The 18,924-nt window shown below is 70.0% G+C and carries 22 protein-coding genes; all 22 read right to left on the bottom strand.

The features are described 5' to 3' along the window. Positions 1-26: 26 nt before the first annotated feature. Entirely contained in the window at positions 27-749 is a 723-nt protein-coding gene (recO, locus tag ACOGI9_RS05160; protein WP_419858816.1) for a DNA repair protein RecO, read from the bottom strand. A gap of 77 nt (positions 750-826) precedes the next feature. Then, positions 827-1,960, bottom strand: coding sequence for a hypothetical protein (locus ACOGI9_RS05155; protein ID WP_419858815.1), 1,134 nt, complete (start codon positions 1,958-1,960; stop codon positions 827-829). A 234-nt stretch (positions 1,961-2,194) separates the two neighbouring features. After that, positions 2,195-2,734 (bottom strand): bifunctional nuclease family protein, encoded by a 540-nt coding sequence (locus ACOGI9_RS05150; protein WP_419858814.1) that lies wholly within the window; start codon positions 2,732-2,734, stop codon positions 2,195-2,197. A gap of 36 nt (positions 2,735-2,770) precedes the next feature. Continuing rightward, positions 2,771-3,913, bottom strand: coding sequence for a methionine adenosyltransferase (gene metK / locus ACOGI9_RS05145; protein ID WP_419858813.1), 1,143 nt, complete (start codon positions 3,911-3,913; stop codon positions 2,771-2,773). 106 nt (positions 3,914-4,019) lie between these two features. Further along, positions 4,020-5,768 (bottom strand): phosphoenolpyruvate--protein phosphotransferase, encoded by a 1,749-nt coding sequence (gene ptsP, locus ACOGI9_RS05140; RefSeq protein WP_419858812.1) that lies wholly within the window; start codon positions 5,766-5,768, stop codon positions 4,020-4,022. Next, complete coding sequence (locus ACOGI9_RS05135) at positions 5,765-6,073, bottom strand: HPr family phosphocarrier protein (RefSeq protein WP_419858811.1); 309 nt, start codon at positions 6,071-6,073, stop codon at positions 5,765-5,767. The genes ptsP and ACOGI9_RS05135 overlap by 4 nt, the downstream gene beginning before the upstream one ends. 79 nt (positions 6,074-6,152) lie before the next feature. Continuing rightward, positions 6,153-6,881: a PTS system mannose/fructose/sorbose family transporter subunit IID gene (locus ACOGI9_RS05130; protein ID WP_419858810.1), complete on the bottom strand. Its 729-nt coding sequence runs from the start codon at positions 6,879-6,881 to the stop codon at positions 6,153-6,155. Further along, complete coding sequence (locus tag ACOGI9_RS05125) at positions 6,878-7,576, bottom strand: PTS sugar transporter subunit IIC (RefSeq protein WP_419858809.1); 699 nt, start codon at positions 7,574-7,576, stop codon at positions 6,878-6,880. The genes ACOGI9_RS05130 and ACOGI9_RS05125 overlap by 4 nt, the downstream gene beginning before the upstream one ends. Continuing rightward, complete coding sequence (locus ACOGI9_RS05120) at positions 7,573-8,052, bottom strand: PTS sugar transporter subunit IIB (protein WP_419858808.1); 480 nt, start codon at positions 8,050-8,052, stop codon at positions 7,573-7,575. The genes ACOGI9_RS05125 and ACOGI9_RS05120 overlap by 4 nt, the downstream gene beginning before the upstream one ends. 9 nt (positions 8,053-8,061) lie before the next feature. Continuing rightward, on the bottom strand, positions 8,062-8,463 hold the full coding sequence (locus ACOGI9_RS05115) for a PTS sugar transporter subunit IIA (protein ID WP_419858807.1): 402 nt from the start codon (positions 8,461-8,463) through the stop codon (positions 8,062-8,064). Further along, positions 8,453-9,409: an HPr(Ser) kinase/phosphatase gene (hprK, locus tag ACOGI9_RS05110; protein ID WP_419858806.1), complete on the bottom strand. Its 957-nt coding sequence runs from the start codon at positions 9,407-9,409 to the stop codon at positions 8,453-8,455. Before hprK ends, ACOGI9_RS05115 begins: the two co-directional genes overlap by 11 nt. Then, positions 9,406-9,753, bottom strand: a complete 348-nt coding sequence (locus ACOGI9_RS05105; RefSeq protein ID WP_419858805.1) for an HPF/RaiA family ribosome-associated protein — start codon at positions 9,751-9,753, stop codon at positions 9,406-9,408. The genes hprK and ACOGI9_RS05105 overlap by 4 nt, the downstream gene beginning before the upstream one ends. Positions 9,754-9,762: 9 nt before the next feature. Continuing rightward, positions 9,763-10,884: a glycosyltransferase family 4 protein gene (locus ACOGI9_RS05100; protein ID WP_419858804.1), complete on the bottom strand. Its 1,122-nt coding sequence runs from the start codon at positions 10,882-10,884 to the stop codon at positions 9,763-9,765. Positions 10,885-10,892: 8 nt separating this feature from the next. Then, the gene (gene nusB / locus ACOGI9_RS05095) at positions 10,893-11,327 is read right to left on the bottom strand and encodes a transcription antitermination factor NusB (protein ID WP_419858803.1); all 435 of its coding nucleotides are present in this window, start codon (positions 11,325-11,327) and stop codon (positions 10,893-10,895) included. Further along, entirely contained in the window at positions 11,324-11,848 is a 525-nt protein-coding gene (gene ribH, locus ACOGI9_RS05090; RefSeq protein WP_419858802.1) for a 6,7-dimethyl-8-ribityllumazine synthase, read from the bottom strand. Before ribH ends, nusB begins: the two co-directional genes overlap by 4 nt. Continuing rightward, the gene (locus ACOGI9_RS05085; protein ID WP_419858801.1) at positions 11,845-13,059 is read right to left on the bottom strand and encodes a bifunctional 3,4-dihydroxy-2-butanone-4-phosphate synthase/GTP cyclohydrolase II; all 1,215 of its coding nucleotides are present in this window, start codon (positions 13,057-13,059) and stop codon (positions 11,845-11,847) included. The genes ribH and ACOGI9_RS05085 overlap by 4 nt, the downstream gene beginning before the upstream one ends. A gap of 49 nt (positions 13,060-13,108) precedes the next feature. Next, positions 13,109-13,717 carry a riboflavin synthase gene (locus ACOGI9_RS05080; RefSeq protein ID WP_419858800.1) on the bottom strand — a complete coding sequence of 203 codons (609 nt, stop codon included), beginning with the start codon at positions 13,715-13,717 and terminating at the stop codon, positions 13,109-13,111. 12 nt (positions 13,718-13,729) lie between these two features. Then, entirely contained in the window at positions 13,730-14,890 is a 1,161-nt protein-coding gene (gene ribD, locus ACOGI9_RS05075) for a bifunctional diaminohydroxyphosphoribosylaminopyrimidine deaminase/5-amino-6-(5-phosphoribosylamino)uracil reductase RibD (RefSeq protein ID WP_419858799.1), read from the bottom strand. After that, positions 14,887-15,912, bottom strand: coding sequence for a phosphoribosylformylglycinamidine cyclo-ligase (gene purM, locus ACOGI9_RS05070; protein WP_419858798.1), 1,026 nt, complete (start codon positions 15,910-15,912; stop codon positions 14,887-14,889). Before purM ends, ribD begins: the two co-directional genes overlap by 4 nt. Before the next feature lie 7 nt (positions 15,913-15,919). After that, on the bottom strand, positions 15,920-16,882 hold the full coding sequence (locus ACOGI9_RS05065) for a PfkB family carbohydrate kinase (protein ID WP_419858797.1): 963 nt from the start codon (positions 16,880-16,882) through the stop codon (positions 15,920-15,922). Next, a complete protein-coding gene (gene argS / locus ACOGI9_RS05060) occupies positions 16,879-18,567 on the bottom strand; it encodes an arginine--tRNA ligase (protein ID WP_419858796.1) in 1,689 nt (562 codons plus the stop codon). The genes ACOGI9_RS05065 and argS overlap by 4 nt, the downstream gene beginning before the upstream one ends. Beyond that, complete coding sequence (locus ACOGI9_RS05055; protein WP_419858795.1) at positions 18,564-18,896, bottom strand: FmdB family zinc ribbon protein; 333 nt, start codon at positions 18,894-18,896, stop codon at positions 18,564-18,566. Before ACOGI9_RS05055 ends, argS begins: the two co-directional genes overlap by 4 nt. Positions 18,897-18,924 lie beyond the last annotated feature (28 nt).

Here is an 18,924-nt window from a genome sequence, read left to right as displayed (position 1 = left end):
GGGCTCACCGGTCGTTCACGGGTCCCTCAGTCCAGCCGACTCAGAAAAGGCAGAGACTTCAACTGTGCGCCCTCCGCCACGTGGTGCCGGATGAACTCGGCCAGCCAGCGGCCCTGGCGGCCGTTGGCGCGGTTCCGTTCCGCCTGCCCGCCGGACACGAGGATCCGCAGGGCATCCAGCTCTCCCGGGTCGAGTTGGGGCCCGATCGGACCGCAGGAGCCGCAGCGAAGTCCGCCGGCCTCGAAGTCGAAGCGCGCGCCCGCGGCCCCGATGGGACTCCGGCAGCCGACGCAACGTTCGATCTCCGGGCGGAACCCCAGCGCGTTCACCACACCCCAGACGAACTCCAGCCCGCCGGCCGACGCCCCTTCCCGGACCCGGCCGTGGAGCCCGTCGAGGCCCTCCGTCAGGGTCCGGTACAGCTCCGCATCGCTGTGCTCCGGGGCGAGGCGCATCACCAGCTCGCAGAGGACGGATGCGATCGTGAAGAGTTCGATCGAACGGTCGAGCCCCCGCCGGTCACGGAGGAGTTCGAAGTTGGAGAGGGTATGCAGGTCGCGTCCCTCCCGGCTGTAGAATGTCGCCTCCCCTTCCACGAAGGGTTCGAGCAGGCCGCCGAAGCGGCTGCGGGGGCGCAGCGCCCCCCGGGCGAGCGCGGAGCAGGGGCCGAGTTCCCACGTCATCAGGCGCAGGATCTTGCTGGTTTCGCTGTACCGGTACGTTTGGAGGACCACCGCACGGGTCGTCACGAGTCCCACTCGGCCCCCCTAATGTCCCCTCGAGCAGCCGCGGTATCTCCGGGACACGGCACCAGCCCCGGGCGCGGTCAGCTGGGACGAAGCAGGATATCGGTCGTTCCCGCCCCGATCGGCGCCTCGTCGATGAACTCGCCCTCGGCCGAGAGGAGAACGAGGCGTCCCTGGCCCGCGGCCACGTAGGTGGCGCAGAGGATCTGGCCGTCAAGAAATCCGGCCGCGACCCGGCAGTTGAGGTTCGAGCCGTCCCGGTCGCGCGGCTGGATCGGGTTTTCCGGCCCGTTCATCCAGTCCCGAACCGCAAAGCTGAACCTGAGCACGTCCGTTTCCGTCGCCCCGATGCCCTTCGTTCGCACGACATAGACGAGCCCGTCGCGCCCGGCTTCCATGGAGATGCCGCTCCCCCCAAGGGGGTTCACGTCCTGCACGGTCCGCGCCGACATGTCGATCTCGACGAGATTCCCCTCCCCCACCGCGGCGGAGGTCACCGGATCGACTGCCCCGCCCGCCAGCAGGAGCATTTGGTCCTCGAGCACGATGGCCTCGTTGACTCCGACCGTGCCTTCCGGAAGCCTCAACTCGTCGAAATAGCTGCCGCTGATGAACTCGTGAAGGACAATGCGGGGGGGGCCGAGGGGCTCTCGTCCGCCGTCCTCGTCATCGAGGTTGCCATCGGCGGAGACGAGGAACTGCCCCGCCGGAATCACCCTCTCCACGAAGGTGCCCACCGCCTCGACGGCGATCTGCGCCATCGGAGTGCCCGGGAAAGCCACGTACACCGCGTCCTGCGCCCGGGCGGGGATGAGGGCGCCCACCGTACCGCCCGCATCGAAGATCACGGTGGGTTTACCGGGGTCCACGATCGCGTTGTTCGGAAAAACGGCCGTCGTCCGTTCGTCGGTGGAGAAGGACCCGAAGACGACCTTGCTCCCCTCCGGAGCGTCCCACGCCGTCACCCAGAGGTCCTGAATGAAATCCGCCGTCCGGCCCCTGAACCCCGCCTCCAACTGAATGTCACGCCCGAAGGGGACGATCCGGCCATCGATCCGGTTGAACTGCTGCAAGGTCCCGGAGATGGAGTTGAGAACGGCGAATTCCGAGCGGTCGGGAGTTGCGACGCCCGGGTCATCCGGCCCCGTCCCGTTCGAACCCCCGCACGCGGCGAGGACCGCCAGCGCCCCAATCCGTATCCAGCTACGTCTCATGATCCGCTCCTCTGATGCCCAACCCTGTGCGGCCCGCGGCCGGTCGCCGACCGGGAGCCGTCGCCGCCCCGGCGGTTGGGTCCTTCCCGGCAAGGTCCGCTCGCGGGTGGTGAAGGGCAAGCGGACGCCGCCCTGTCCGTTCCGGTTCGGCGAGCTTCCGCCAGAATAACGTTTAGAGGGCCTGCATCGGCGACGACGCGCCCCCCGGAGGCCGCGGGGTTTTGCCACGGACCGCTAGGGCTCGAAGCGGCCGAAGTCCTCGGGGTCCAGCCCCTTGAGGTAGTCGCTCAGCGGCTCCTCGGGGGCCCGGGATGGCCCGGTCCCGGAAGGCGGCGCTTCCCCCTCGGCCACTCCGGTCTCGTCGATCTCGAACGCGCTCGCTTCGAGGAGGCTCTCCGCCGCATGAATCGGGACGCCGGCTCGAAGCGCCAGCGCAATGCTGTCGCTGGGACGGGCGTCGATGGAGATGAACTCGTCCTCTCGACGGAACACGAGCGACGCGTAGTACGTGTTGTCGACGACCTTCGTGATGAGTACGCGTACGAAGGTGCTGTCGAGCCCGCGCACCACGGCGTTGAAGAGATCGTGCGTGAGGGGCCGCGTGAACTGGACTCCGGCGAGTTCCATCGCGATGGCCGAGGCCTCGCCGGGTCCGATCCAGATCGGGAGGAAACGCTCGCCGTCCTTCTCTCTGAGAATGACGACGGGAGCGCCCGTCGTCTTGTCGAGTCCGAGGCTGGCCACGGCGACCTCCCGCATCCCGGACTCCGTCATCCCGGCCCTTTCCCGGCCCCGCCCCAACGTCGACTGCTAGCCGGCGAGGGCATCGGTCCGATCGGTTCTCTCCCACGTGAACGCGTCGCCTTCGGGCTCGCGGCCGAAATGCCCGTAGGCGGCGGTCCGGCGGTAGATCGGTTTCCGGAGGCCCAGCCGCTCGATGATCGCTCGCGGCCGAAGGTCGAAGACCTCCGTCACCCGGCGGGCGAGTTCGTCGTCGGGCCGACGCCCGGTGCCGAAGGTGTCGACCATCACGCTGACCGGCTCGTCGACCCCGATCGCGTAGGCAAGCTGGACTTCGGCGCGCCGCGCGAGTTCCGCCGCGACGAGGTTCTTGGCGATCCAGCGGGCCGCATACGCCGCCGAGCGGTCGACCTTCGACGGGTCCTTTCCCGAAAAGGCGCCGCCCCCGTGTCGGCCCACGCCCCCGTACGTGTCCACGATGATCTTCCGCCCGGTGAGGCCCGCATCGCCCTGCGGTCCGCCGATCTCGAAACGACCCGTCGGGTTGATGTGGCACTGCGCCCGGCCTTCATCATAGAGCTCGTCCGGCAACACAGGCCCGATGACTTCTTCCCTGATCGCCGCTTCGATCTCATCCTGCGCGATGTCGCCGTCGTGCTGGGCCGAGACGACCACTGTGGTGATCCGGGCCGGTTCGCCGTCCCGGTATTCCACCGATACCTGCGCCTTTCCGTCCGGCCGCAGCCAGGCGATGCCTCCGGCGCGCCGCACGTCGGCCAGGCGCTTCACCAGCGCGTGCGCCAGCATGATGGGGAGCGGCATCAGCTCCGGCGTCTCGTCGGTCGCGTATCCGAACATCATCCCCTGATCTCCGGCGCCACCGACATCCACGCCCTGGGCGATGTCGGCCGACTGCTCGTCGACCGCGGTAAGCACGCTGCACGTGTCCCACCGGATTCCGTGCTCGGCGCGCGTATAGCCGATGTCGCGCAGCACTTCCCGGGCAATGGCCGCGATGTCGATCCCGGCGTCCGTGGTGATCTCGCCGGTCACGAGGACGAGGCCCGTCGTCACGAGCGTCTCGCATGCGACCCGACCCCGGTCATCCTCCGCGAGGATGCCGTCGAGGACGGCGTCCGAGATCTGGTCCGCGATCTTGTCGGGGTGTCCCTCCGTCACGGATTCCGAGGAAAACGGTTGTATCCCCTTCACGAGGCTGGTTCTCCCACTTGGAGGTTCGCGGCGGAGCGCCGCAGGAGGCGTAGCGGCCAAGATAGTGGCCGCCCGGCCGGGCGGAGGCAACGTCGCCGCCGCGGGATCAGGAGATGTACAGCGGCGACGGCTCCACCGGAATCGCGTCCTCCAGCCGCGCGAGGAGCTCCCCGGGCATCCCGGAGAGGGAACCATCGCGGCCGACGCGGCTCCAGAGTTCCGACAGCTTCGCCACGGACAGGAGTCCCACGAGTTCCCTCACTTCGGGGATCGACGCGGGCGCGAGACTGAAATCCCGATAGCCGAGGCCGAGCAGGAGGGCGAGCCCCACCGGTTCGGCGGCGAGATCTCCGCAAACGCCGATGTCGAGGTCCAGGGCGCTGGCCGTGTTGAAGATCCGCTCGTAGCTGCGGATGAGCGCCGGGTGCATGGGGTTCGAGAGATGCTGGAGCCGGGCGTTGCCGCGGTCCACGGCCAGGGAGTACTGCGTCAGGTCGTTCGTGCCGAGACTGATGAAGTCGAGGTGCCGCCCCACGAGATCGAGCGTATCCGCCAGCGCCGGCGTCTCCACCATCACGCCGAAGGAGACGGGTTCCGTCTGACCCAGCTCGCGGCCGACCTCCGCGACGATTTCCTTCGTGCGCAGGATCTCGGTCTCGCAGATGACGAAGGGGACGAGGATCCGCATGCGGGCCTCCGGTCCGCCGGCCCGGATCGCGGCGCGCAACTGGTTGCGGAAGAGCTGCGGCCGGTCCAGGCAGACGCGGATGGCGCGCCAGCCCAGGTAGGGGTTCTCCTCCGGAGGAAGGTCGAGAAAGAGCGGGAACTTGTCGCCGCCGATATCGAACGTCCGGAGCGTCACGGGCTGGTCCGGGAACCCCTCCACAACCTCGCGATAGGCTTCGTACTGCTCCTCCTCGCTTGGAATCACCCTCCGTCCGATGACGAGGAATTCGGACCGGAAGAGTCCGACCCCCTCGGCGCCCACACGCCGGGCCGCCGGCACATCGTGCGGCTGGTCGATGTTCGCGCGAAGGTGGACCCGGACCCCGTCCGCCGTCCGCAGAGGCGCGGGTTCGCGCGTGAGGTCGGCGGCGGGACGGACAGACAGGCGGCGGACCATCTGCAGGTGTGCCGCCTTCTCCGCCTCCGTGGGCTCGAGCAGGATGCGACCGTTGCCCCCGTCGAGGAGGACGGTGGTTCCGTCTTCGATCCTCGCGAGGTCGGCGCCGAGTCCGACGACCGCCGGAATGCCCAGCGAGCGGGCGACCAGCGTGCTGTGCGAGGTCCGGGACCCGGATCCGCTCGCCACGCCGAGCACGAGTTCCGGGTCGAGGCCCACCGCGAAGCTCGGCGTAAGGTCGTCAACGGCGATGAGCCCGGGCTCCTTCGGAAGAGCGAGCGGATCTTCCTCGCGCCCGGTGAGCCGCGCGAGAACCCGAGACCGGATGTCCCGCAGGTCGGCCAGCCGGTCGACGACCATGAAGTGCCCCGCATCGATGATCGCCGTCCGGAGTTCGGTCAGGCGCCAGTCGAAGGCGCGCTCCGCGGAGAGAAAGTTCTCCCGGATGTAGCGGATCGTGCCCGCGACGAGGTCCGGATCCGACAGGATGAGGATCTGCGGGTCGAAAATGTTCGCTTCCACTTCGCCCAGCGAGCGCGCCGCCTGCTCGCGCGTGTCCCGGACGCGGTCGGCGGCCCAGGCCAGCGCCTCCTCGAAACGCGCGACCTCGCGATCGACGACGTCGGACGCGATCGTCCGGTGCTCCGGCCGCCACTCGTGCCGCTCGATCCGCCGCACCTCGCCGAGCGCACGCCCCGGCGCGGCCCCGATCCCGTGAATGACCTCGCTCACGCCGGCCCGTCCGCGTCCATGTCCGGCGCGAGTTCCTCGCTGAACCCGGACAGCACGAGTTCGGTGAGCGAATCGACGGCGTTCTCCGCGTCGGACCCCGTGGCCCGGATACGGATGGAGGCGCCGGCCTCGGCCGCGAGCATCATCACGCCCATGATGCTCTTCCCGTTCACCTCCAGCTCATCCTTTTCGACCCACACCTCGGCCCGGAACCGGCTCGCGAGCTTAACGAACTCGGCGGCCGGGCGGGCGTGCAGCCCCAGCCGGTTCCGAATACGTACCGCTGCTTCGTGTCGAGTCGTCACAGGGGCCTTCCGCTCCGGTCGAGCGAACGATCGGCGTCGGGCCGCGCTTCGCGGCAGGCCGCACGGCCTGTCGGAACGCTCACAGGAGCCACACCGCGCACGCGGCAAGGAGGCTCGCCATGGCGACCGCCGAGATGTGTCGGGGGACAAGATAACCCATCAGCGCCACGATGACTGCACTGCCGTCCCGCCAGGGGACGTGGCCGGCTCCCGGAAGCTGGCCGATGAGCAGCGCGGCGAGAACGCCGATGAGCACCTGGTTCGCGGACACGAGCGATCTCTCCAGCCGGCGCAGAGGCGCGCGCTTCAACGCGGAGGCCACGGACCGGCCCGATCTCCAGCCGCAGCGCAGTCCCCAGATGCGGAGGGCGACGTGTCCGGCATTGTACAGGACGAGGAACGCGCCGGCCGCAACCCCGGCGTCGAGTCCAAGCACGAAGCCGATGGCCGCGGCGGACGTGCAGAAGGGCCGCCACCCGGCCCACGCGACCCCGTCGCCCAGCGCACCGAGGGGAGCCCGGAGGGCGGAACGGAAGCGCGACAGCGTGTCGGGGTCATCTCCTTCGAATTCGAGGCGCGCGAGGGCCCCGATCGCGACGGGGGCCAGGTACGGATGCGCGTTGAAGGCGCGCGAATGGCGCTGCACGGCCCGCCGGAACGCGGCGGGATCGCCCGCGTGGATGCGCGCCAGCAGCGGCGCAAGCGCGTGCGCCAGCCCGGGCCCCGTCATCGTATGGTCGTTCCATGAGCCCTGGATGGAAAAACTGCGCAGGATCGCGCGCGCGAAATCCCTCCGGCGCGGCCTCACGAGAGCACCCGGGCGAGAACGGTTCCCAGGACCAGTCCCGCGGCCAGCGCGGGCCAGCGGCGGGCTCGCGCACCCAGCCCGCGAGCCGCGACGCCCGCGGCTCCGGCGAGTCCGAGCCCGGCGACGACGGGCCACCAGGCGGCGGCCGGAGCGCCGGGGGGCTGCGTCGAGAGCAGGCGCACGAACAGCACGGACGGCACGAGCAGCGCGGCGACGAGGAGTCCGGCGCGCAACCCGTCCAGGGCCAGCGCCAGCCTGTGGCGTCGCGCGAGAGCGGCGGCCCCCCCGCGAAAGCCCTCGGGCCGCGAGACGAGCCCCGGCGTCACGCGCCGGAGGAGCGTCACGGAGTACGCGCCCGTCCACCCGACCGCCCACCCGACCGCGACCGCGGCGACGACTCCGGCCGGGGCGCCCCCGCCGGCGACCGCGTACGCCGCCCCCGCCGTGAAGGCGGCGGGCCCGGTCTCCGGGTGCCGCGCGCCGCCGAAGGGGGGATGGCGCGACAGGACGAGTTCCAGCCAGGCTCCGACGAGGCAGCCCGCGGCCGGCGCCCCGAAGAGCACGCCTCCCAGGGTGCCCGCCACGATGGGCCGCGACCACATGGCCTGCGGCCAGGACACCTGGTCCAGACCGATGACCGCCCCGAGCAGGCAGGCCAGCGCCCAGTCGCCGGCCGTAAGCTCGACGCCGATCATCGGAGCTTCCGGGCGTCGAGACGGACCTCGGATGCGGTGGGGAGGTTCCGCGCGCTCACGGAAGCGTGCTCACCGATCAGGAGCAGGTCCTCCACCTCCTCCGGAGAAAGGTGCACATAGTCGAGGATCTTCTTCCGTCCTCCCGCGGGGTACACGCCTCCCACGTTCACGGCCCTCCCGTCGAGGCACCCGTGCTCAGCCAGCGCCCGCATCGTCGCCGTATCCCGCGTCAGGAGCGCGCCGCGCTCCGCCCGCGCGCTCAGTTCGCCGAAGCTCCGCGCCGCCTCGTCCACCCCCAGGAACTCGGCGCTCTCCTCGTCGGCGAGCGCGCTGGCCCAGAGTTCCTGCTCCCATTCACTGGAGGCGAGGGCGTCATCGACGACGACGTAGAAATCGAGGTCCAGCGGACGCCCCCAGCCCACGAGCACCTGGCCGTGGATCAGACGCTCATCGATCCGCAGGAGTTCGAGCGGCACGAGTCCGGCTCAGTCGGCCCCGGCCGGCGGGGAAGGATGCGCGCGCTGTCCGGCCTGCCCCTTGCGCAAGAGGCGGGGGACGAGCGCGTCGAGCGGCATTTCGCGGTGAAAGACGAAGTCGAGCAGCATCGGAAGGTTGACGCCGGTGATCCACGCGCTGCCCCCGCTCTCCCGCACATGCCGAAGGCTGGCCAGACCGCAACTGCCTCCCGCGAGGTCCACGAAGAGGATGGCCTCCGCCCCCCCCGCCGCCTCTCCGATGATGGCGGCGAGTTCGTCGGGCCCCAGGCCTTCATTGCTCACGGCATGCAGCGCGCCGCTCACGCCGCTGATGGCCTCGACGGCGGACACGAGGGCATGGGCCAGTTCCGCGTGCGCCACGACGACGCCGCGAACCCGGCTATTCGTCATCGGATTCGAGGTAGTCGCGCACCGGCCGCATGCGCTCGATGAGGTCGCGCTCGAAGGCCGCCGCCGGGTCCTCCCCCGAATAGCGGAGGAGGTGGTTCATGGCCACGACTTCAGCGATGACGGTGATGTTCTTTCCGGGGTTCAGGGGGATGCGGACCTTCGGCAGCTTGACGCCGAGGATCTCGCAATCCTCCGCCTCCAGACCCGTTCGGTCGTAGTCGTCGCGCTCTCCCCACACCTCGAGTTCGACGACGACTTCGATCCGCTTCTGCTGGCGCACGGCCCGGATCCCGAACATGGCGCGCACATCGATGATGCCCACGCCGCGGATCTCCATGTGGTGGCGCTGGTGTTCGTGCGCCCGCCCGAGGAGGATGTCGCTCTGGCGGCGGTGCACGAGGATGAGGTCGTCGGCGACGAGGCGGTGGCCCCGCTCCACGAGATCGAGCACGCACTCGCTCTTTCCGATGCCGGAGGGCCCCATGAAGAGCAGGCCGATCCCGTACACATCCGCGAGAGATCCGTGGAGAGAAGCCCGGGGCGCGAACTCCTCCTCGAGATAGGGCTGCAACCTCCGGTAGAAGTCGCCCGTCTTCAGCGGCGTTTCGAGCACCGCCACGCCGGCCGCCTCCGCCGCGTCGACGAGTTCCTCCGGCGGCGCCTGGCTCTTGGTGATGATCGCGCAGGGAACGCCGGACTCGAACACGAACGTGAGGGCGGCGGCGCGTTCCGAACCGCGGAGGCTCTCGAGATAGGCGATCTCGGTTTCGCCGAAGATCAGCACGCGCTGGGAGACGAAGCGCTCCCTGTAGCCCGCCAGCGCGAGTCCCGGCGACGAGACTTCGGGCACCTCGATGCTGCGCTCGAGGCCGGACTCGCCGGCCACGACCGTGAGCGAAAACGCTTCCCGCTTGCGCCGGAGCAGCGACGCGACCGTGAGGGTCACCCGGCTTCCCCGCCCGCTTCGAAGGGATTCCCGAACAGTTCATCCATCGGCGGCGCCGAGCGCTCGTTGTGCCGTTCGTGGTTGCGCCGGAGCTGGTTCCCCAGCTTGTCCGTGAGCCTGTCGAGCGCCGTGCGGGGGTCGGGACCCGCCGCCTCCCCGTGCACGGGACGGGCGCGGTCGACGCTGATCACGGCCGCCGCGCGCACCTGCGTCTTCTCTCCGGTGAATACGATCTCGGCCTTCGACGCGCGCGGCTCGAAACGAGTCAGGTTCGTAAAGCGCGCCTCGATGATCTCCCGAATGTCGGAGACATCGGTGTTACGCGCGGTGACGATGGTTCGCATCGGTCCTCATCAGGGTTCGAGTGACTGGTAAAGGTGCGCTTCCGTCTCATCCGCTGCACGCGACCACGAGAACCGGGCCGCGTGCGCGACCCCGCCTCTTCCGAGCCGTTCGCGCACCGACGGCTGCCCGAGAACTTCGCGGATCGAGGCCGCCCACGCCGCAGCATCCCCGTGGGGGGCGAGAACTCCCGACTCCCCCGCCGCCACCGACTCGCGCAGCCCCGGCGAATCGCTCGCGATCACCGGCGTGCCGCACGCGGCCGCTTCCACGTTCGTCATTCCCCATCCCTCCTTCGGAGAGGGATAGACCACCGCCCAGGCCCGACGCAGCCAGGCGACCTTCTCTTCCTCGGAGATGTACCCCGGAAAGCGTACCCGGTGCGAGAGGCCGGCGCGCCGCACGAGTCCCCGGAGGCGACGCTCGTCATCGCCACGGCCCGCGATGACGAGCCTCGCGTCCGGTAGCCGGTCGTTCAGCCGCGACAGCGCCTCGAACAGGACATCGAGACCCTTGTAGCGCTTGAGACGGCCCACGTAGAGGAGCGTCGGCGCTTCCGCGCGCTCCGTCGCGGGATCCGGACGATAGGTGTCGTGATCGATGCCGGGCGGGATGACCGTGACATCGCGTGCGAGCAACCCCCGCTTCGTGAGATCGAGCGCGGTGCTCTCCGAGATCGCCTGGAAGGGACAGTCCCGATAGACGTGGGGGATCGCCCGTTCCGCGGCCCAGACCGCGGTCGCGACGGGGATCGACGCTTCCGCGTAGGCCGTGGCTCCGAACAGGTGCGGAACGAGCGCGACCACGGGGACGCCGGCCCACCGCGGCGAGTAGAGCGGGATCTTGTTGATGTCCTCGACGAGCACATCCGGGGCGAAGTCGTGCACGGCCGCCCGCGCCGCGCGCCGGGCCCGCCACGCGTAGCTGTGCCGGTTTCCGACGCGCCGGAAGTCGATGCCATCGAGGGTCGTGGACAGGGCCGCGCCCGGCCAGCCGCTCACGACGGCCCGCACGGAGTGTCCGCGGGCCGCAAGCCGCCCGAAGATCTCGTGGAGGTGCACCTCGGCGCCGCCGGCCTCGGGGTTTTCCCGGTCCTGCCAGTTGAGGAGGAGGATCCGGAGCGGCCGGCCCACGGGTCCGCTCAGGACCCGGCCTCCCGGGCCTTCAGCACCGCGTCGAGCACGCCGTTGAGAAAGCGCGGACTGCCGGGGCTGCCGTACCGGCGCGCCAGCTTGAGAGCTTCGTGAATCGCGACCTTCGGCGGCACGTCTTCGAACCACAACAGCTCCGCAATCCCGATCCGCAGGATGTTGCGGTCGATCGCGTGCAGGCGTTCGACCCGCCAGTTCGAGGCGTGATGCGCGATGGTCGCGTCGATCTCGGCGAGGTGGCGACCCGTGGTCTCGAGCAGGCGCCGCACGTGGGGGCGGTAGCGGTCGGACATGCGACGGTGGACGAGGCTCTGCGCCGCGTGTTCGAGCGGCGTGCCGTCCCCGCCCACCTCCCACGCGTAGAGGAGGTTCAAGGCCCAGCTCCGCGCGCGCGAATGGACGTGCGTCCGGGCGGTCCGCGTCACGCGCCCAGCCGTTCGTTGAGGTCGGCCATGCGGAGCGCCGCGCGGGCCGCCTCCGAGCCGGCGTTTCCGAGTTCGCCGCCGGCCCGCGCGAGCGCCTGCTCCATGGTGTCCGGCGTCAGCACGCCGAGACCGACCGGCACGCCCGAGTCGAGCTGTACCTTCGCGAGCCCGTCGGTGGCCGCGCGGCCGACGTGGTCGAAGTGCGCGGTTTCCCCGCGAATCACGCAGCCCAGCGCGACGATGGCGGCGTATCCTCGCGCGGCGGCTCGTCGCGCGGCGGGCGGGAGTTCCCAGGCGCCGGGGACGTACACGACATCGACATCCTCCTCGGCCACGCCGCATTCGAAGGCCGTCCGCGCGGCGCCTTCCAGCAGACGCTCGGTGACCCGGGAGTTGAACCGGCTGACGAGAATGCAGACGGTCCGGCCGCCTCCCGATGCCGCGCCCTCGTACGTCTTCAGGCGCCCCCTCGTGAACCCGGCGGGGCCATCGCCTCGAGGAGGTTCCGACCCGCTTCTCACGCGGATCCGGTCAGGTGTCCCAGCTTCTCGCGCTTCGTGCGGAGATAGCGGACCAGCCGATCATCGACCCCGCCGAGCTCGAGCGGCACGCGGTCGCGGATCACGAGGCCGAACCCCTCCAGCCCCGCGAGCTTCTTCGGGTTGTTCGTCATGATCCGGATCGAGTGCAACCCGAGATCCACGAGGATCTGGGCCCCGATGCCGTAGTTCCGCAGGTCGGGCGGGAAACCGAGCGCCTCGTTCGCTTCGACCGTGTCGTGGCCTTCATCCTGCAGTTCGTAGGCGCGGAGCTTGTTCAGCAGTCCGATCCCCCGCCCTTCCTGGTCGAGGTAGACGATGACCCCGGCGCCGGCCTCCACCACCTTCCTCATCGCGGCGTCGAGCTGGCTGCCGCAATCGCAGCGGTGGGAGTGGAACACATCGCCCGTCAGGCAACGCGAATGAACGCGGACGAGGACGTCCTCCGCACCCTCCACGTCGCCGCGTACGAGCGCGACGTGTTCGCGCCCATCCACCTGGTTCGTGTATCCGACGATGCGGAAATCGCCCCACGGCGTGGGGAGATCCGCTTCGGCGACGCGCCGCACGAGGCTCTCCGTCCGCAACCGGTAGGCGACGAGGGCAGCCACCGTGATGAAGGGAAGGTCGTGCTCCGCCGCGAACTTCTCGAGTTCCGGACGGCGCGCCATCGTCCCATCCTCGTTCAGGATCTCGCAGATCACGCCCGCCGGGGTGAGCCCGGCGAGCCGGGCCAGATCGACCGAAGCCTCCGTCTGGCCCACGCGCTGGAGCACGCCGCCGGGCCGCGAGCGGAGCGGAAAGATGTGGCCCGGGCGCATGAGGTCCGTCGGCCGGGTCTGGGGATCCACCGCGACGCGGATGGTGCGGGCCCGATCCTGCGCCGAGATCCCCGTCGACACACCGAAGTCCTGGCGGGCATCGATCGACACGGTAAACGCCGTCTTGTTGGGGTCCGCCAGCCGGTCGTCCGTCATGAGCGGGAGATCGAGGCGATCGGCCATCTCATCGGGCATCGCGAGGCATATCAGCCCCCGGGCGTGCTTCGCCATGAAGTTGATCGTCTCGGGCGTCGCGAGCTGGGCCGCGCAGACGAGGTCCCCCTCGTTCTCGCGATCCTCATCGTCCGCGATGATCACGAGTCCGCCGCTACGGATCCGCGCGATCGCCGCTTCCACCGTGTGTGCGGGCATGTCCGCCAGCCGAAGTCTGTTCTCGGTTTCCATTCGAACGGGAGCCGACTCAGGAGTCCGCCGGGGCCGCGTGCGGTCGGAGGGCACGCGCCACGTGCTTGCCGATCAGGTCCGCCTCGAGGTTCACGCTCGCGCCGGACACGAGGCGCCCAAGGGTCGTGTGAGTCCATGTATATGGGATGATGGCGAAGCGCGCGATGGTCCCGCTCAGGCGGTTGACCGTGAGACTCACGCCATCGACCGCGAAGGAGCCCCGCGGCACGGTCACCCGCTCGAGGCCGTCCGGGAGTTCGATCTCGAGCAGGCCCGACCCGTCCTTCCACCTGGCCGCCGCCACGGTCCCCACCCCATCGATGTGTCCCTGTACCATGTGCCCGCCCAGCGGTTCCCCGGCGCACAGCGCGGGTTCGAGGTTCACGGGATCGCCGACGCGCCAGCTCCCGATCGTGGTCCGCTCCAGCGTCGCCTCGACGACATCCACATCGAACGTCCCATCTCCGAGAGCGACGACCGTCGTGCACACACCCGCGAGCGACACCGAATCCCCGTCCCGGAGCCGTTCGAGAAAGGGGACGCGGGAGATCGTCAGCCGGAGCCCGGCCTTCCCGCGCTCGCGGCCCGCGACTTCACCGACCGCCCGTACGATTCCGGTGAACACGAGTCCGGCCGCTCAGAGGTTGTCCAGGGTTTCCTGCAGCTGCCGGTGCTCGAACACGATGTGCGTATCCTGGCCCAGCGACTCCCGCTGCACGGAAAGCCAGTCGCCGGGCGTCGACGGCTCGAGACCCGGGAACGCCGGTACGCCGCCCCGCCCGTAGAACATGGGGGCGATGAAGGCATGGATTCTCTGGATGTGCCCGTCGCGCAGCAACGATGCGGCGACCTGCCCCCCACCCTCGACGAGCACCGAGAGCACGCCGCGCATGGCCATCTCGTTCCACACGGCGCTCAGGTCCAGCCTGTGGTCCTCGCTCCGCGGAACTCCGATGACTTCCACGCCCGCATCGCGGAGCGGGCCCGCGCGCTCGTCGAAGCCGTCCGAATCGGGGTCGGCGAAGGCCCAGACCGGCGCCTGGGAGGCCGTGCGCACGAGCTGGCTCGAGGTTCGGAGCCGGAGCGTGGTGTCCAGGATCGCCCGGATCGGCGGTACCCGCGGCACGACCTCTCCGCGGGCCGTAAGCAGGGGATCGTCGATCTCGATCGTGTTGGAACCGATGAGGATCGCGTCGTGACACGAGCGGAGGCGGTGGACCTCGTCAAGTGCCCGTATCCCGGTGACCGGCGTGCGAACGCTCTCCTCTCCCAGCTTCGCGTCCAGGGAGAGCGCGAGTTTGAGCGAAGCGAAGGGCACCCACCGCCGGTGAAACCAGAGGAAGGCCGCGTTCAGCCGTTTCGCGGCGTTCTCCTCGATCCCGATTTCGACGTCCAGGCCGGCCTGCCGCAGCTCCTCCGCCCCGTGGCGCGCCTCCGGATTGGGATCCCGGCACGCGATCACGACACGCCGCACGCCGGAGCGGATGATGGCGGCCGTGCACGGAGGCGTCTGCCCCTCGTGGCGGCACGGCTCGAGCGTGACGTACAGCGTTGCGCCCGCCGCGCGCGGCCCGGCCTCCCGCAGTGCCATGATCTCCGCGTGGTCGCCGCCGTATTCCGCATGCCACCCCGTGCCGAAAACCTGGTTTCCCCGGGCCACGACGGCGCCGACGAGCGGATTGGGCGACACGCGGCCCTGTCCGCGCGGCGCCACGGCCAGCGCCTCGCGCATGTGACGCAGGTCCTCGGTGCGGCTCGGTGGCGCGCCGGCGATGGGGTCGAATCCCCGCGTCGTCATGAACCCTCCAGGTGCACCCTGCCGCTGCCCGCGACGAGTTCACCGCACATGAACGCCTCGCATCCGGCACCGCGAATCTCGTCGAGCACCCGCCCGGCCTCCCCCTCGCGCACGACGGCGACCATCCCCACGCCCATGTTGAAGGTGGAGAAGAGTTCGGCCTCCTCCGCCCCGCTCTCGCGCGCGATCACGTCGAACTCGTGGGGGCGCGGCCAACAGTCGGTACGAACCACCGCATCGAGATTCGATCCGATGACCCGGTCCACGTTTCCCGGGATGCCGCCCCCCGTGATGTGCGCGAGCGCCCGTACGCGACCCGCTTCGAGGCTGCGTTCGAGGATCGGCAGATAACTGCGGTGAGGACGCAGGAGGACATCCGATACGGAGCCATCGGCCCCGGGAAAGGCGTCGTGGGCTCCGAGTCCGAGACGGTCGAAGAAGAGGGCGCGCACAAAGCTGTAGCCGTTCGTATGGATGCCGCTCGATGCGAGCCCGATGAGACGGTCCCCGGGCTCCAGATCCCGGCGGGACAGCTCCGGGTAGGTGATCTCGCCCACCACGAACCCCGCCAGGTCGTACTCGCCCGGCGCGTAGAAATCCGGCATCTCCGCGGTCTCTCCCCCGAGCAGCGCGCAACCGTTCGCGCGGCAGGCGGCGGCGAGTCCGGACACGACGCTCGTCACGGTGTCCGGGTCCAGCACGCCGCAGGCGACGTAGTCCATGAAGATGAGAGGCCGGGCGCCTTCGACGAGGATGTCGTTGACGCAGTGGTTCACGAGATCGGCGCCCACCGTATCGTGCCGGTCCGCCATGAAGGCGATCTTCAGCTTCGTCCCGACGCCATCGGCGCTCGCCACGAGTTCGCGGCCCGGGGTCGCCCGGAACCTCCCCCCGAACGAGCCGAAGTCCGAACTCACGGCGTCCGTCCGCGTCCCCTGAACGAGCCGGGAGATCCGGGCCTTCGTCGCGCGGGCCGCCTCGAGGTTCACGCCGGCGTCCCGGTAGGTCAATCCATCGTTCATGTCTCAGTCACGCCTCTGCTGGAACATCGAATCTCGTGAGCGCGCCGAAGCTTCGCACGCGGTCCTCCACTTCGGCCATGGTGAGCGTCACCATGCGGCGGGCGCCGAAGGCTTCGCACGCGAAGGAACCGAGCGCGCAACCGTACACGACGGCCCGCCGCAACGCCGGTCCCGTGATCGACCCGCAGCGCGCCAGATACCCGAGCAGGCCGCCCGCGAACGCATCGCCGGCGCCGGTGGGGTCGACCACGTTTTCGAGCGGGAAGCCGGGACTGAGGAAGAACCCGTCGCCCGTGAGCAGCACGGCTCCGTGTTCCCCCTTCTTGATCACGACGTGGCGCGGTCCCCGGCTCCGGATCCAGCGCGCGGCCCGGGCCAGGTTGTGCTCCCCGGAAAGCTGTTTCGCCTCCTCGTCGTTCAGCGTGATGAGGTCGATCTTCGCGATGACGTCGGCGAGACGCTCCGGCGTCCCCTCGATCCAGTAGTTCATCGTGTCGCACGCCGCGAGCACGGGCGACTTGATCTGATCCAGCACCTCGAGCTGAAGCGTGGGGTCGATGGCGCCCAGAAAGGCCCAGGGCGCGCCTCGGAACGCGTCGGGAATCGTCGGATGGAAATCCGCGAAGACGCCCAGTTCGGTGAACGTCGTATCCCTCGTATTCATGTCCCGGCGATAGAAGCCGCCCCACCGGAAGCTTCGGCCGGGCCGCTGCTCGAGCCCCGACAGGTCCGCGCCCCGGCGGCGGAGGAAGTCGAGTTCGTCCGTCGGATAGTCGTCGCCGATGACCCCCACGAGCTGGACCGGCGCGAACAGGGAGGCCGCGGCGCTGAAGTTGACCGCCGTCCCGCCGACCACCCCCTCCCGGTGTCCGGCGGGGGTCGAAATCTCATCCAGGGCGACGCTGCCCACGACGAGGATCGGCGCCGCCGGGGCCCCGTCATCCCCGTCGGCGGGGGCACGGTACGTCACTTCGCCTCCCGGGCCATGGTCTCGGGAGCCGACAGGCCGAGCGCCCGCAGCCCGTTGCGCAGCGTGAGCTGCACCGCGCGCGCGAGCCGGACTCTCGCGGCCCGTTCCGGCACGTCCGCCAGGATTCTCCGCGCCGGATCCAGGTTCCCCTGGTGGTACCAGGCGTTCACGAGCCCCGCGGTCTCCTCCAGATAGGTGCAGACGAGGTGCGGAGCCCGACCCGCCGCGGCCGTCGCGATGACCTCCGGAAGCCTCATGACGGACAGGGCGACCTCGCGCTCGGCCGGGGTGCCGAAGGTGTCCGGGACGTCGAGCGAGGCCGGCACTTCGTCGGCGACGATGCCCGCCTTGCGGAACACGCTGCACATGCGCGCATGCGCATACTGGACCTTGTAGACCGGATTCGCGTCCGACGTATCCAGCGCGAGGTCGAGATCGAAGTTGAGATGGACCTCCGCCCGGCGCATGAGGAAGAAGTACCGCGCCACGTCCGGGCCCGTTTCCTCGACGAGTTCGCCCAGCGTCACGAAGCGCCCGGCGCGCTTGCTCATCCGGACTTCCCTGCCGTCGCGCAGGACCGTGACGAGCTGGATGATCAGGACCTCGAGCAGATCGGGGTACGACAGCCCCCGCAGGGCCGCCAGCATGCGCTTTTCGTGGCCCTGGTGATCCGCGCCCCAGACATCGATCGCGAGTTCGAAGCCGCGCCTCGCCTTGTCGAGGTGGTAGGCGAGATCCGGCAGAAAGTACGTGAAGGAGCCGTCGCTCTTGATGAGGACCCGGTCCTTCTCGTCGCCGAGATTCGAAGTCCGAAGCCAGGTCGCCCCCTGCGAACGATAGATCAGTTCGCCGGCCTCCAGCGCCTCGAGGAGGCGGTCGATGGCACCCGACTCGTAGAGCGAGCGTTCGGAGTAGTACAGGTCCATGTGGACGCCGAACCGCGACAGGTCCTCCGCCTGTTCCTCGCGGAGCATCCGTACCGCTTCGCGCCGGAAGTGCGCCCGCCGCTCGTCCGGCGCGAGCGAGGCGAGAGTCCCCGGGCCGGCGGCGTCCCGAATCGCCAGCGCCACATCGCGGACGTACTCGCCGTGATATCCGCCTTCGGGGATGGCCGCGGGCCGGCCGGCCGCTTCCTCGTAGCGCGCCTCCACGGATTCGCCGAGGAGCTCGATCTGGCGTCCGGCGTCGTTCACGTAGAACTCGCGCGTCACCTCGTGTCCGGCCCACTCCAGCAGCGCCGCGACCGCGTCGCCGAGCGCCGCGCCGCGACCGTGAGCCACGTGCAGCGGTCCCGTCGGATTGGCGGAGACGAACTCCACGTTGACGCGGAGCGCCGGCGAGGCCCGCGTCCGTCCCCAGGCGCGGCCGGCCTCGATGACCTCCGCCAGCCGCTGCCAGATGGATCGGTCGGAGAGCCGGAAGTTCAGGAACCCCGGGCCCGCGACTTCCACCTCCGCGATGCCGGCGGCCTCGGCGTCGATCAGTTCGCGGACGCGCGCCGCGAGCGCGCGGGGGGGCTGGCCCAGTCTCTTCGCGAGCACGAGTGCCGCGTTGGACGCCCAATCTCCGTGCGTCGAATCGCGCGGCCGCTCCAGTACCGGAGAAAAGCCCTCGGGAGCCCCGGCGGCGGAGAGGGCGGATCCGAGGGCCTCGGCAAGCCGGGCCGGCCCGGCATCGCCCGTCAAGAGCCGGAGCCGCCTTCCGATGATCCGGATGGAGCGGGTTCGGACCCCGACGAGGCGCCGTCTCGCGAAGCCGACGAGTCACCGTCCGGCACCTTCGCCGCGGTGGACTTCCCGCCATCATCGGCCGGCTGCCGATAGTCGGTGGCGTAGAAGCCGGCCCCCTTGAAGACGATTCCGCCACCGGTCGAGATCAGCCGTTCCACCTGCTCCTCCCCGCACGACGGGCAGACGCGGATCGCCGCGTCCGACATGCGCTGGAATCGCTCGAAATCGTGTCGGCAACCGCGACATCTGTATTCGTACGTTGGCACTCGTGCCCCCGGATCCATCCGTGGAACGTCCGGTATGCCCGCAGGG

It is taken from the genome of Candidatus Palauibacter irciniicola (assembly GCF_965208695.1).
Taxonomy (GTDB): domain Bacteria; phylum Gemmatimonadota; class Gemmatimonadetes; order Palauibacterales; family Palauibacteraceae; genus Palauibacter; species Palauibacter irciniicola.
The sequence above is the reverse complement of the archived record's forward strand: the minus strand, read 5'-3'. Positions and strand labels throughout refer to the sequence as shown.

Coding starts and splice junctions, on each gene's coding strand:
- ACOGI9_RS05125 (WP_419858809.1), bottom strand. CDS start 7,576: ATGATCGGCGTCGAGCTTACGGCCGGCGACTGGGCGCTGGCCTGCCTG.
- ACOGI9_RS05115 (WP_419858807.1), bottom strand. CDS start 8,463: ATGACGAATAGCCGGGTTCGCGGCGTCGTCGTGGCGCACGCGGAACTG.
- ACOGI9_RS05085 (WP_419858801.1), bottom strand. CDS start 13,059: ATGCCCGCACACACGGTGGAAGCGGCGATCGCGCGGATCCGTAGCGGC.
- ACOGI9_RS05150 (WP_419858814.1), bottom strand. CDS start 2,734: ATGACGGAGTCCGGGATGCGGGAGGTCGCCGTGGCCAGCCTCGGACTC.
- ACOGI9_RS05155 (WP_419858815.1), bottom strand. CDS start 1,960: ATGAGACGTAGCTGGATACGGATTGGGGCGCTGGCGGTCCTCGCCGCG.
- ACOGI9_RS05105 (WP_419858805.1), bottom strand. CDS start 9,753: ATGCGAACCATCGTCACCGCGCGTAACACCGATGTCTCCGACATTCGG.
- purM (WP_419858798.1), bottom strand. CDS start 15,912: ATGAACGATGGATTGACCTACCGGGACGCCGGCGTGAACCTCGAGGCG.
- ribD (WP_419858799.1), bottom strand. CDS start 14,890: ATGACGACGCGGGGATTCGACCCCATCGCCGGCGCGCCACCGAGCCGC.
- ACOGI9_RS05055 (WP_419858795.1), bottom strand. CDS start 18,896: ATGGATCCGGGGGCACGAGTGCCAACGTACGAATACAGATGTCGCGGT.